General features: G+C 57.3%; 15 protein-coding genes. 8 read left to right on the top strand and 7 right to left on the bottom strand.

Annotation, left to right across the window (positions count from 1 at the left end; translation table 11 throughout):
• Positions 1-112: 112 nt before the first annotated feature.
• The 3 genes from K8R57_07935 to K8R57_07925 are packed head-to-tail and all read right to left on the bottom strand — an operon-like array spanning position 113 to position 1,130.
• A complete protein-coding gene (locus tag K8R57_07935; GenBank protein MCE9588227.1) occupies positions 113-478 on the bottom strand; it encodes a dihydroneopterin aldolase in 366 nt (121 codons plus the stop codon).
• A 7-nt stretch (positions 479-485) separates the two neighbouring features.
• Complete coding sequence (locus K8R57_07930; protein ID MCE9588226.1) at positions 486-887, bottom strand: DUF721 domain-containing protein; 402 nt, start codon at positions 885-887, stop codon at positions 486-488.
• 12 nt (positions 888-899) lie between these two features.
• Positions 900-1,130 (bottom strand): ferredoxin, encoded by a 231-nt coding sequence (locus tag K8R57_07925; GenBank protein MCE9588225.1) that lies wholly within the window; start codon positions 1,128-1,130, stop codon positions 900-902.
• Between the two features lie 90 nt (positions 1,131-1,220).
• Here K8R57_07925 and K8R57_07920 point away from each other — a divergent pair, with 90 nt between their 5' ends.
• Together K8R57_07920 and larE are read left to right on the top strand one after the other, a co-directional pair.
• Positions 1,221-2,057 carry a chlorite dismutase family protein gene (locus tag K8R57_07920; GenBank protein MCE9588224.1) on the top strand — a complete coding sequence of 279 codons (837 nt, stop codon included), beginning with the start codon at positions 1,221-1,223 and terminating at the stop codon, positions 2,055-2,057.
• Positions 2,054-2,890 carry an ATP-dependent sacrificial sulfur transferase LarE gene (gene larE, locus K8R57_07915; GenBank protein MCE9588223.1) on the top strand — a complete coding sequence of 279 codons (837 nt, stop codon included), beginning with the start codon at positions 2,054-2,056 and terminating at the stop codon, positions 2,888-2,890. Before K8R57_07920 ends, larE begins: the two co-directional genes overlap by 4 nt.
• An 89-nt stretch (positions 2,891-2,979) precedes the next feature.
• Here the strand turns inward: larE and ispE are convergent, their stop codons facing one another.
• A complete protein-coding gene (gene ispE / locus K8R57_07910) occupies positions 2,980-3,852 on the bottom strand; it encodes a 4-(cytidine 5'-diphospho)-2-C-methyl-D-erythritol kinase (GenBank protein MCE9588222.1) in 873 nt (290 codons plus the stop codon).
• Positions 3,853-3,888: 36 nt separating this feature from the next.
• Between ispE and pyrF the strand changes: the two genes are divergently transcribed.
• The 4 genes from pyrF (at position 3,889) to recQ (ending at position 7,257) form a co-directional block, all read left to right on the top strand.
• Entirely contained in the window at positions 3,889-4,599 is a 711-nt protein-coding gene (pyrF, locus tag K8R57_07905; protein ID MCE9588221.1) for an orotidine-5'-phosphate decarboxylase, read from the top strand.
• 96 nt (positions 4,600-4,695) lie between these two features.
• Positions 4,696-4,953 (top strand): type II toxin-antitoxin system prevent-host-death family antitoxin, encoded by a 258-nt coding sequence (locus K8R57_07900; GenBank protein ID MCE9588220.1) that lies wholly within the window; start codon positions 4,696-4,698, stop codon positions 4,951-4,953.
• Positions 4,941-5,270, top strand: a complete 330-nt coding sequence (locus K8R57_07895) for a type II toxin-antitoxin system RelE/ParE family toxin (GenBank protein ID MCE9588219.1) — start codon at positions 4,941-4,943, stop codon at positions 5,268-5,270. The genes K8R57_07900 and K8R57_07895 overlap by 13 nt, the downstream gene beginning before the upstream one ends.
• A gap of 133 nt (positions 5,271-5,403) precedes the next feature.
• Entirely contained in the window at positions 5,404-7,257 is a 1,854-nt protein-coding gene (gene recQ, locus K8R57_07890; GenBank protein ID MCE9588218.1) for a DNA helicase RecQ, read from the top strand.
• 62 nt (positions 7,258-7,319) lie between these two features.
• Here the strand turns inward: recQ and purL are convergent, their stop codons facing one another.
• The 3 genes from purL to purS all read right to left on the bottom strand — a co-directional run bounded on the left by purL (position 7,320) and on the right by purS (position 10,642).
• Entirely contained in the window at positions 7,320-9,545 is a 2,226-nt protein-coding gene (purL, locus tag K8R57_07885) for a phosphoribosylformylglycinamidine synthase subunit PurL (protein ID MCE9588217.1), read from the bottom strand.
• Between the two features lie 147 nt (positions 9,546-9,692).
• The gene (gene purQ, locus K8R57_07880) at positions 9,693-10,397 is read right to left on the bottom strand and encodes a phosphoribosylformylglycinamidine synthase subunit PurQ (protein MCE9588216.1); all 705 of its coding nucleotides are present in this window, start codon (positions 10,395-10,397) and stop codon (positions 9,693-9,695) included.
• A 14-nt stretch (positions 10,398-10,411) separates the two neighbouring features.
• Positions 10,412-10,642 (bottom strand): phosphoribosylformylglycinamidine synthase subunit PurS, encoded by a 231-nt coding sequence (gene purS / locus K8R57_07875; protein MCE9588215.1) that lies wholly within the window; start codon positions 10,640-10,642, stop codon positions 10,412-10,414.
• Positions 10,643-10,808: 166 nt separating this feature from the next.
• Between purS and K8R57_07870 the strand changes: the two genes are divergently transcribed.
• Both K8R57_07870 and K8R57_07865 read left to right on the top strand, forming a co-directional pair.
• Positions 10,809-11,144: an iron-sulfur cluster assembly accessory protein gene (locus K8R57_07870; GenBank protein MCE9588214.1), complete on the top strand. Its 336-nt coding sequence runs from the start codon at positions 10,809-10,811 to the stop codon at positions 11,142-11,144.
• Positions 11,145-11,210: 66 nt separating this feature from the next.
• Positions 11,211-12,788, top strand: coding sequence for a hypothetical protein (locus K8R57_07865; protein ID MCE9588213.1), 1,578 nt, complete (start codon positions 11,211-11,213; stop codon positions 12,786-12,788).
• The last annotated feature ends 69 nt before the right edge of the window (positions 12,789-12,857 follow it).

Genomic DNA, 12,857 nt, shown 5'->3' with positions numbered 1-12,857 from the left:
TCGAAGGGTCGAGGGGTTCGGAGTAAAAGGTGGAAAAGTCTGAAAGTTGAAAAGTACCTCTTCGTGAATATCCTCCGAACCTTCCTACTTTTTCACTTTCACACCTTCCTACTCAGTCACCATTCGCTTCGCGACGAATGGTGACTGAGACCCACTCCGTGTTCGGAAGGATGAACTTGCGAATGGTGACTTCGATCCAGCGCAGGCTGAACTCACTGAGCAATGCCTCAGCCAAATCATCGGCAAGTGTCTCGATCAGCTTGCGGTGACGTGCTGCGGCAAGTTCTGCAATCCTCAGGCTCACCGCATGGTAGTCAACCGTCAGGGTAATGTCGTCATGGAGTGACTCCGGTTGGGCAAGAGCCCCAAACCGCAAGTCGATCAGAAGGCGTTGGGCAACCGCTCTCTCTTCCGCCGGAACACCCACCTGAGACATAACCTCCAGTCCCCGGATTTCGATGATGCGTTCCGTACTCATGGCTTCCTTAGAGAATGAATTTGATATCCCGGATCACCTTCTCCCCGAACTGCTCCCGAAGCTTTGCAATGATCTGGGGCTTCCAGGTGCGGTCGAGTTCGTAGCGGACACTCGGTTGAATGACGCGGATCATGAGAGTTCCCGCGACTAAACGCTCCGGCTGGGAGTGCTTGGCAATGAACTCCCCCACGATGCCGACCCAAGCCGCCGTGATGTCAGCCTCCCTGATGCGAACATCAAGTCCAAGCTTGGGGAGAAGCTTCCCAAGCACTTCCCCGATGGAAGTCGCCCGGTCCGGGCGGGTATCTTCAGGCAGTCCTCTCCATTCAAATGTCACCCTCTTGGCCGGCGACCACTTCTGGGGATAGCGACTGCCCGTATCACCTGCACCATGTAGAGGTGCGGCCATCGATTTTGCTGACTAGGCGTCGTTGCCGATCGCCTCAACAGGACAGCCTTCCATGGCTTCCTTGCAGAGAGCCTCCTCTTCGGGAGTCTCGGGCTGCTTGAAGACATAGGAGTGACCTCCATCCTCGTTGCGCTTGAAGTTAGCAGGAGCCGTCTCGCGGCAGAGATCGCAGTCGATGCACTGGTCATCGCAGTAGTAGGCGCCTGCGACATTCTCGGGATACTTGTTGGATACGTCAGCCATAGTGAGGAAAAGGTTAAAAGCGCCTGACTCGATTGCAACGGTTTTTTCGCGACTCGTTGCCAAAACCTGCGGATTTGTCAGAATCCTCCCATGAGCGACTCCCTCACTTCCCTTGCCCCGATCCTTCCAACCGAAGGGCGTCATGTCCTCCATCTCTTTTACAGGATGGAGCAGGAGCCCTGGAGCTACCTTGAGGCTCCTGAGCGACGCAAGAGGCGCGACGGTCTTGCCAAGACTGTCAGGGAGATCCAAGCCCTCCCCGAGACGCAACTTCTCCCTTACAGCGTCGTGGGCCCTAAGGCCGATCTCGGCTTCATGCTGGTCACTCCGGATCTCCAGGTGGCCGACCGTTGCTCCAAACTGCTCGGCGAGGGCCTCGGGGCAGGAATGCTGACTCCTGCATTCTCCTGGCTCTCTATGACCGAGAGGAGCGAATACACGACCTCCGAAGCGGAATTCAGTGCAGAACTCAAAGCCGAAGGGATCGACCCGGAGACGCCTGAATTCGCGACCAAGATCGCCGAATTCCATGACCGCATGGAGAAGTACATGCGCCGCCGTGTGGTTCCTGAGCTTCCCGATGCACAGGAGTGGCCGGTCTTTTGCTTCTACCCAATGTCCAAGCGCCGCCTGCCGCAACTGAATTGGTACGCCCTCCCCTTTGAGGATCGGAAGCGCCTCATGGCAGGCCATGCCAAAATCGGGCGGACCTACTCGGGTCGAGTTCTTCAGCTCATCACAGGCTCGACTGGTCTGGATGACATGGAATGGGGCGTCACCCTCTTCGCGAAGACAACCAGCGAGATCAAGGCGATCGTCTACGAGATGCGCTTCGACGTGGTGAGCTCTCACTACGCGGAGTTCGGCGAGTTCTTCATAGGGATCCGGATGGACATTCCTGATCTCTGCAACCGGCTGAATCTGTGACCTTATCTTCCCAGAACTCGACTCTGGATACTGATCTGGCAGCAAAGGAAGTCCTCCTTGAGGGGATTCTGTCCCGGCATGCTCCCCTGCTGATTGCCTATTCGGGAGGCGTCGACAGCACGCTGCTACTGGCAATCGCCCATCGAACGCTGGGCAATCAAGTCACCGCTATCATCGCCGACTCTCCCAGCCTGCCCCGTGCCTCGTTGAATGAAGCCGTCCGGGTAGCGAAAGAAATGGGCGCTCAACTTGAGTTGGTAGCCACCACGGAACTGGATGATCCACGCTATGCCGAGAATCCGATGAACCGCTGCTACTTCTGCAAAGCCGAACTCTTCACCCGGATGGATCAGGTGGCCCGTGACAGGGGATTCGTTGCGATCGCCTACGGGGAGAATGCCGACGACCCTGCCCACCTAAGGCCGGGCTCGCAGGCGGCAGCAGAGTTCTCCGTGATCGCCCCATTGAAAGAGGCGGGCCTCACCAAGGCCCATGTCCGTGCGCTTTCGCGAAAGCTCGGCCTCCCGACAGCTGATGCACCGGCCCAGCCGTGTCTCAGTTCACGTATCCCCCATGGCACACGAGTGACCAGTGAGGCGCTCGATTATGTGGAACGGGGTGAGGCGATCGTGCGTCAGTTCGGATTCAAGGTCTTCCGCGTCCGCTACGTGCCGCCGGATGGAAGGGAGGGAATTGATCGTCCAGGAGCCAAAGTGCAGGTCTCTTCCGAGGAAATGCCTCACCTGGAATCGACCCAAACCACCCTCATCGCCGCACTCTCGGCGAGCGGCTTCAGCAGCGTGGAGATCGATCCAACTCCGCTACAAAGGTAGTAGCGGAGGAAGGATGAAACTGGAGACCTGAAACCTGAAAAGGTGAGCGGTTCATAGTAGGATTGATCTCCTGAGCTGCACCCCATTTCCTATTCCCCATCACCCATTCCCCACCCAGTCTCGCAGATCCACATCGTCTCCCCGAATTTGGAGAGGATCCCCTGCTTGAGATCTGTAATTTCCTCAGCGGCGGTTTGCGGAGCTAGCACCGCCACCATCGTTGAACCAGATCCGGTCATGAAAGCGGACTCGACGCCGAGTTGCTGACGCAGCCAGGTTTTCATGACCGGCAGAAGGAGAAACTTGTGAAAGACGGGAGCCTCGAGATCGTTGATGATTTCGTGATCACCCAGGAGTTGCCGATCAGGATGCACGGGAAGTTTTCCCAATTCCTTCAGCTCGGCATACTTTTTGTAAGCCCATGCGGTAGGCACGGGAAAAGGTGGCTTGATCAGAAGGAGAGTTCGCTCAGGAAGCATCGGGGCCGTTTCGATGATCTCTCCCCTTCCTCGGCACCAGGCTGGGCCACTACCCAGAAAGAACGGAACATCGGAGCCAAGCGTAGCGGCAATCTGGTGGTGTTCTTCATTCACCAAGGGATGATCGAAGAGTTCGTTCAGTCCTTTTAGAACGGCGGCGGCATCACTGCTACCCCCACCCAATCCCGCCCCATGAGGTATCCTCTTAAGCAGCGTGATGGCGATCCCATGATCGAGTCCCGTAGCGACGCGGAAGGCCTCGGCAGCTTGCACGCAAAGGTTCTCGGCTCCTGTGGGGAGTTCGGGATCATTGCAGGTCAGGGTAATTCCGTGTCCCGTTCCATGGGAGACTTCGACAGTATCGGCCAGACCAATGGGAACCATGAGTGTCTCCAGTTCATGAAAGCCGTCTGCCCTCTTCCCAAGGATGCGGAGAGAAAGGTTGATCTTGGCCGGAGCCACGAGTGAGATGGTCTGAGTCACGTTACGTCCTTTAGAACCTTTGAACTCTCTCATCGTGTGAAACTACCGTCCCGACCCCAAGACAAAATCATCATCGCCCTCGATGTTCCCCATACGGATGGAGCCCTGAGACTCATCGATTCCATAGCCGATCACGGCGAACCGCCAGCACTCTGCAAGATTGGTCTGGAGCTCTTCACGGCTGAGGGCCCCTCCGTGGTCAAGGCGGTAAAGGCGCGCGGTTGCGAGGTCTTTCTCGATCTGAAATTTCATGACATTCCGAACACCGTCGCCCATGCCATCCGCTCGGCGGCAGGCCTTGGTGTCGCCATGACGACAATCCATGCAGTGGGTGGACCCGTCATGATGGAGGCTGCCGCAAAAGCCGCCGAGAAAATGGAACTACTGATCCTTGCCGTCACAGTCCTCACTAGCATGGACTCCGACCAACTCTCCTCCACGGGCATCAATGCGGAACCAAAGGAGCAGGTTCTCCGTCTTGCAGGACTCGCCGCAAAGGCAGGCATCGGAGGCATTGTCTGCAGCCCCCTGGAGATCTCGGCAATTCGCCAATCCTTTGATGAAAAACTCCGGATCGTCACTCCTGGCGTCCGTCCCATCTGGGCCGCTGCAGGAGATCAGAAGCGGGTCATGACCCCTGCTGAAGCTGTCGCAGCAGGTTCCGACTGGCTCGTGATCGGCCGCCCGATCACAGCCGCAGATAGCCCAAAAGAGGCCTACGCCAAGGTCGTCGCGGAGCTATCCTGATCTCAGAGAAGAAATATTCACAGGGATGAAGGGGATGAAGGAGATGTTTCTGAAAACCGCTTGTGTCAAAAAGAGTATCACTTTAGTGTCACTTTGATGCGAACAGAACTCGTCACCACCCTGAAGCGCAAGGCCACTGATCTGATCGATCAGATTTCAGAAGATCGAGAGCCCATCATGATCACTCAGCACGGCCTCCCAGTCGCTTTCCTGATCGATGTCGATACCTTCTCGGAAATGCGGAAAAAGATCTCTCTTTTGGAAGGCATCGCCCGAGGCGAAAAGGCCGTGCAGGAAGGAAGGACTCTCTCTAACACGGACGCCAGAAAGCGTATGAAACGATGGCTGGCTTAGGGAATACCTCCCTGAGCGTTATCTGGACTGAGCCCGCGCTGGCGGATCTCGACCGTGTCGCCGATTACATAGCTCTGGATAAGCCCGATGCGGCAAAACGACTGGTCCACAGAGTTTTTGAATCAGTGGAGAGACTCGCCAACTTTCCTAAGTCAGGATCCTGTCCCAAGGAATTGCGTGGAACCACCTACAGACATCTGGTGATTCCTCCCCTCCGCATCTTCTACCGCCTTCAGGGCAACCAAATCTTCATCATCTACGTCATGCGGGGAGAAAGACTCTTTCACCTGGACGAATTAACTGGACGGGAAAAATGATCTCTTTCGGCTGGCTGGAAATCGATCGCCTCAATACGGCCATAGGCGATCAGAAAGCGGCTTCTGAACACGTCACCGCCGAGGTTCCGGAAGGGTAACAGCAAAACGACGGGTAATTTTCACTCACTTATTGATGCCTACTACGCCTCCCGATTCGCTTGCTAACTCTCTCAAGCAGATCTTCGGATTTGATACATTCCGCCCACTTCAGCGGGAGATCATGGAGGAGATCCTTGCAGGTAGGGATGCCTTTGCGCTTCTGCCGACAGGGGGAGGAAAATCTCTCTGCTTTCAGATTCCGGGACTCCTCCTGCCAAGACTTACCGTTGTAGTCTCCCCTCTCATTGCCCTGATGAAGGACCAGGTCGATTCCCTCCATGCGGCGGGCGTGGCGGCGACCTATCTGAACTCTTCGCTCACTGCGGCGGAGTCGAGTGCACGTCTCCGAGGACTTCATGCGGGCCAATACAAGTTGCTCTACCTTGCCCCGGAGCGCCTGATGCTCTCCGGCGTCCTGGAGGATCTCCAGCGTTGGGGCGTCAGCCTGCTAGCAATCGATGAGGCCCACTGCATCAGTGAGTGGGGCCACGATTTCCGGCCCGAATACAGGCAGATAGCCGCACTACGTAATCTCTTCCCAAAAACACCCCTCCTTGCCCTAACCGCCACTGCGACACCCCGCGTCCGGGAAGATATAGTAACGCAACTCCGGCTTGAGAAGGCTCACCGCTTTGTGGCCAGCTTCAACCGGCCAAATCTCACCTACCGGGTTGAGGCGAAGGCGAAGGCATACGAAAAAGTTAGATTCTTCATCAAGTCCCGCCGCAGCGAAGCCGGTATTATATACTGCCAGAGCCGCAAAGGGGCCGAAGAACTGGCCAGCAAACTCTCCGACGACGGCATCCCTGCGCTCCCCTACCACGCGGGACTCACCACGACAGAGCGGGCGAAGAATCAGGAGCTTTTCCTGCGAGATAAGACACATGTGATTTGCGCCACCATCGCCTTTGGCATGGGGATAAACAAATCGAACGTCCGCTTCGTGATCCATTACGATCTGCCTAAAAATATCGAGGGCTACTATCAGGAGACGGGACGCGCGGGGCGCGACGGTCTTCCCTCCGAGTGCCTCCTGCTTTACAGCTCCGGTGATGCTGTCAAACAGCGCCGCTTTATCGACGAAAAAACCGATCCCGAGGAACGAAGGATCGCGCTTGAGCAACTCCAGCAGATCCTCCACTACGCCGAGGCTGAGCAATGCAGACGAGCCACTCTCTTGGATTATTTCGGTGAGACGGGTAGCGAGGGAAACTGTGGCGGCTGCGATAACTGCATCCTGCCGCGTGAACCGTATCCCGGCGACGGAGGAACGCTCCTCGCTCAGAAATTACTCTCCTGCGTTTTGCGCATCCGGCAGGCGGCAGGGTTCTCTGTCGGCATGGCCCACATCGCTGAGGTCCTGGTCGGAGCGAAAACTGAGAAGATCAGCCGCTGGCACCATGATCAGCTTTCTACCTACGGAATAGGCAGGGACATCGACCGTCGCCAGTGGCAAGAAATAGGACGCCAACTCCTTCGCATGGGGATCCTCCAACAGCAATCAACAAGTAGCGGCTTTGCCACCATCGAATTGAGTTCCGAAGGAATGGCCATCCTGAGAGATCGCCGTCAGATCCGCCTCACCAAACCCATAACGCCAAACACTGAAGCAACACGGACTCCCTCTAGGGCGTTAGACCGGGGTGACATCGTCTGCGATGAGCAACTCTTCAACGCGCTCCGAGCCCTCCGACGAACACTCGCCGACGAGCGGAATGTGCCCGCCTACGTCATCTTCTCGGATGTGACCCTCCGGCTCATGGCCCGAGAACAGCCAAGCACTCTCGAACTGATGTCCTCGATCAGCGGCATCGGTCAGAAAAAGCTCTCCGAATTCGGCGAGACCTTTATCTCCGCCATCAGGGATCATCTGGCCGAACGTAAATAACACTCAACAAATGGTACGGGGTGTCGCCACACCCGAAGCATTCTCAAAAAACAGCCCTTTCGTTACCCTTCCATCAGCTTCGGAATAGCCACTTCAAAGGTCTCATTCAGCGAAGAAACCGACCAGCTGTAGGAATTTGCTCCCGTCTTGATGGAGAGCTCTGCCTTGGCCGTAACCTCGCCGATCTTTCGGAAGGGGACGCCTGTGGCGGATAGCTCTTTTTCGATGGCAGCCACATCAGCTGATTTCACCGAGATGACGATACGCCCCTGGGTCTCGTTGAAGAGGACGACGTCGGGACGCTGATCAGTGGCACCGAAATCGATGGAGGCACCAAGGGAGTTGCCGAAGCAGGACTCGGCAATAGTTACGGCCAGGCCGCCCTCGGAGCAGTCGTGGGCGCTCTGGACAAGCCCCTTGCGGATGACTCCGAGTAGGGCGTTGTGGATGGCGATTTCCTTAGCAAAGTCCATCGCTGGAGGGGCACCCTCCTTGCGGCCATGAATGGCCAAGAGATAATGAGAAGCACCAAGCTCACTGCCGGTCTCGCCGATCAGGAAGATCTGATCACCGGCCTCCTTGAAGGCCTGGGTGGTGATGTTGGCTGCATCAGCAATGGTTCCAACCATGGAGATGGTCGGGGTTGGGTCGATCGCCCCGGCGGGGCTCTCGTTGTAGAGGCTGACGTTGCCGCCTGTGACCGGCACACCAAATGCACGGCACCCTTCAGAGATTCCCTCCACGGCGGCGCGGAGCTGGTAGAAGTTCTCGGGCTTGTGCGGATTGCCGAAATTCAGGTTGTCGGTGACGCCGATCGGCACAGCGCCGGAGCAGGCAAGATTGCGGGCACACTCTGCGACAGCAATACGTGCTCCGACACCCGGATCAAGTTTGCAATAGATGGCATTGCAGTCGGTAGCGGCCGCCAAGATCTTGTTCGCCTCGCGGACAATGAAGACCGCTGCATCGGAACCCGGAAGAACTGCGGTACCGGTGCGGACCATGTGGTCGTACTGGAGCCAGACCCAGCGCTTGCTGGCGATGCTGGGATGAGCGAGAAGCTTCGGCAGAGCAGTCTCGGGATCAGCTTGGGGCACCGTGGCCAAATCAAGCTGGGCAGGTGGGGTGAACGGAGCGGCCTCTCGGGAATAGAGCGGGCCGTCATCGGCAAGCGCCCGGGCAGGGACGTTCACCACGACATCGTTCCCGTTGCGGACGCGCATCATGCCGTCGTCGGTGACCTTGCCGATCTCGGCATAGGGCAGATCCCACTTCTCGAAAATCTGTTTCACAATGGCCTCCTGGCCCTTTTTGACGATAACGAGCATGCGCTCCTGAGATTCGCTTAGGAGAACCTCATAGGGGGTCTGCCCCTTGGCGCGCTGAGGCACCAGCTGGATATCGATCTCCACACCAGTACCTCCGCGGCTGGCGGTCTCGCAGGTGGAGCAGGTGAGTCCCGCCGCACCCATGTCCTGGATGCCGGCGACGCAATCGGTAGCAAGGAGCTCGAGGCAAGCCTCAAGCAAAAGCTTCTCACGGAAGGGATCGCCGACCTGGACGGCGGGACGATCAGCCTTTGATTCCTCGGTCAGTTCGCGGGAGGCGAAGGCGGCGCCAGCCAGACCATCACGGCCGGTCTCAGCGCCGACATAGAAGACAGGATTTCCCACGCCCTCGGCTGCTCCTCGAGCTATCTGCTCGTGACGCAGGATGCCGAGGCAGAAGGCATTCACCAGCGGGTTACCGCTATAGCTCTCATCGAAATAAACCTCACCGGCGATGGTCGGCAGACCGATGCAGTTGCCATAGTGGGCGATGCCAGCGACCACTCCCGCAAAGAGGCGTCTATTGGTCTTGGCCTGCTCCGAGTCCCCCTCGATGGGGCCGAAGCGGAGTGAATCCATGAGGAAAACGGGACGCGCTCCCATGGTGAAGATATCGCGGATGATACCACCGACTCCGGTGGCCGCACCCTGGAATGGCTCGACGGCGCTCGGGTGGTTATGACTCTCGATCTTGAAAGCGACCGCCCATCCATCCCCGATATCGATGACACCTGCATTTTCCTCGCCCGCCTTGACCAGGACGCTGGGTCCTGTGGTGGGGAACTTCCGGAGCTCGGGGCGGGAGTTCTTGTAGGAGCAGTGTTCGCTCCACATGACCGAGAAGACGCCGAGCTCCTCGAAGCTCGGCTCGCGGCCAAGGATGGAAAGAACTTTTTCGTACTCTTCGGGGGAGAGTCCGTGCTTGGCGATAAGTTCTGGCGTGATAGCGGGATTGGACATTGGTGAAAGGCTGTTAGGAAAGAGGAACTGCAGAAGGGGGGAAGTGGGAAAGTGACAGGTTAAAAAGTTAGAAGGTTAAAAGGGCAGAATGCGAAGAGGGGTGAAGTGGAGACATCACTCTCTTTTTCATTCTTCATTCTTCATTCTTCATTTTGCCTTCGTCTTTTGAACCGCCTCGATCATCGACTGGAAGATACCGCGCCCATCAATGCCACCCAGTATCGGATCGCAGACGCGCTCCGGGTGGGGCATGAGGCCGAAGACATTCCGGCCATGGCTGCAGATGCCGGCGATGTTGCCAAGTGAGCCGTTGGGATTGGCTTCGGGGGTCACATTCCCCGAGGCATCGCAGTAGCGGACTAGGATCTGGTTATTGGCCTCGATCTGAGCCAGGGTCTCAGGATCGGCAAAGTAGTTTCCCTCGCCATGAGCGATCGGGATGTCGAGCACCTGTCCCTGATGAAGCATGGAGGTGAAGGGAGAGTCCGTATTCTCGACACGCAGTTGAAGGCGCTCGCAGCGGAAGAGCAGGCCGTTGTTACGCATCAACGTCCCGGGCAGAAGCCCTGCTTCGCAAAGAATCTGGAAGCCATTGCAGATGCCGAGCACCAGAACGCCGGAATCGGCCGCGACACGGACGGCCCCCATGATTGGGGAGAACCGGGCGATCGATCCGCAGCGGAGGTAATCGCCATAGGAGAAGCCGCCGGGGAGAACCACGGCATCATATCCGGCAAGGGAAGTTTCCTTGTGCCAGACGATCTCTGCCTGAACGCCGGGGAAAGAAGCAAGCGCAGCCTGGCAGTCGGTGTCGCAGTTCGAACCGGGAAACTGAATGACGGCAACCTTCATGATCGGCGCCATCGTTAGGAGAGAATCTCGAGCTTGTAATCCTCGACCACGGGATTGGAGAGGAGGTCGTGGCAGATCTCGTGAAGTTGTTTCTCGTCGGCGCCATCGACTTCGATCTCGATCGATTTCCCGATACGGACGGAGCGGACTCCCTTGAGGCCAAGGTGCTCCATGGCTTGACCGGTAGCGACTCCGGCTGGATCGAGGATGGCGGGTTTCGGCATGACGGTAACGACGGCTTTCATGAGCTAAGGAAAATCGGGCCAACCGGCTAAGCGGACAAGCCAAAATGGAAAAAAGCTCTATTTTTAGAACGTCCTGGTCGAAACGGCTCTCAAAAACCCTTGGTTGCTCTCAAAAACCCAAAGGACTCCGGTTGACTTCAGGTGATGCATCCTGAAAGGTAAGTTCATGATTCATATCACGGAGTCGGCGGCGAAACAGCTCAGGGAGCTTGCCTCTGAAAATGGCAACTCAGGGCTTCGGCTCGCTGTGGAGAAAGGGGGGTGTGCCGGCCTACAATACGCCATGAGTCTGGGTGGCCCCCTGCCGGGTGACGAAGTGACCGAACAGAACGGCGCCGTGGTGGCCATCGATCCGGAGAGCAGCGAACAACTCGATGGCTGCACTATCGACTATGTCGACGAACTCACGGGCGCGGGTTTCCGGGTGATCAACCCCCATGCTTCACGGAGCTGCGGCTGCGGCACCTCGTTCGAGCCGGCACCTCAAGAAAAACCTCTGTAAGGTCAGGAGGGATTTCCCTGTTTTCGGTTGCCACCCATCGAGAGCCTCGCTCTTCTTAAGTGATTCATGTCAGGCAAGCGCTATTACGGATATCAAGGAGGGTCGGGACACCGAAGGGGGGGCGGATCAAAAGATGGTCTCTTCGGGTGGACCGTCTTCATCTTTCTCCTGCTCGGCTTCGTCTTTCTCTGCTGGATGGGAAGCTACTACATCTTTGCCAATCCCGAAAAAGCGGCCAACTACCGGTTGCTCATTCGGATGCACAAGATCGAGCCTCCCATCAGATTTGAGATCACACTGGCGCCACGTGGTGAATTCCTAAAGCCGGGTCAGCTACTCGAGAGATTCGGATCGATGACCACCTCCGAAATCCGCAGGGCCAATTCAAACCTTCTGCGCCACTTCATTCGCAACTACCACCAGGTCCGCGAACTTGTTCCCTATGCCGTCGGCACCTATCGGGTGCTCGGGACCTTGCCCCTGACGGACGAGACGTTCTGCAAACCGGGATTGGTAGCCCTGCTCCAGGCGGTGGAACAGCCCGAGGTGCTTCTGGAACAGCCATTCACAGCCCAGGAGAAGGATCTCCCCGGACTCAAACGATCCCTGGTGACGGGCCAGCAGATCAAACTCGAGAAGCCTCTCGATCTCTCGGCTGTAGTTCATATCGAGCGGCTTTCGGAAAATAAAATTCTACTGACGACGATGCCCCTGCTCTACGGCACCTACGGTGCAGCCAAGGGTGAGGCCAGCTTCTCATTGGAACCTCCTGAGGGACTGAATCTGGAAGCGGGATTGCCGATTATCTCCTCGGCCAACATCGCCAAACTCTCGGGCGGAAAGATCACCGGAGACAAAGAGATGGCTGGCAAGAATGGCGAGAAACCATCAGGTCACCTGAGCAGAATCGCCGAGGAAATGGCGACACCCACTCCCGAACCCAGGATTGCGAAGGCCATTCCAGTCAAGCAGTCCCGAACTGTTGAAGAAGTCACCACCCCGATCGCACGGGCTATTCCTGTGAATGAACCGACCATATTACCGGCTATCCCCGTGAGCACGCCGATTGGAGCTGACTCCTCCACAGCAGTACCTAGGGCCATACCTGTGGGAACACCGCTACCCACACCAACTCCGATCCCAACCCCGATCAGCACGCCAATCGCCACTCCAACACCCAAAGCATCGCCGAAACCAAGCGCCATCCCGTCGGGGCCGCTTCCGACAAACGCTGCTGCGATGACAGCGACCAACCAACCCGTTGCCACCACTCCTTCAGAAATATGGCCTGTATTTGAGCCCGGGAAAATGCCGCGTGGCCGCCTCGTGGAATCCTCGGATGCGCAAGATATCGCCTCTCGGGGTATCGGTGGCGAGCGTCATTACCTCAAGGGGCACTTTGCCGTCACGGCCTCGGGCAATGGACGCGCAGTGCTTCGTCCGCAGGGGGCCATCGCCGGAGTTCCACTTGGGCCTAATGCGAAGGTGCGTGTGATCGTGGAGTTCCCTGCAGGTGCGACTCCTCCGGCTGAGGGGAATGTGATTTCCAGAGAAGGCCTCCGACCTTTCCAGATCACCTCTGTCAAACGCGGGGATGACGGCCAGATCAACATCTACGCCCGCGAGATCACTCGTGGGCAGTGACCGAGCGGCCAAGGCCGCGAAGGATGAAAGCTGAAGGCTGAGACCTGAAAAAACTAACCTAAGGAACCT

The organism is Verrucomicrobiota bacterium, from assembly GCA_021413925.1.
Classification (GTDB): domain Bacteria; phylum Verrucomicrobiota; class Verrucomicrobiia; order Chthoniobacterales; family UBA6821; genus UBA6821.
The sequence above is the reverse complement of the archived record's forward strand: the minus strand, read 5'-3'. Positions and strand labels throughout refer to the sequence as shown.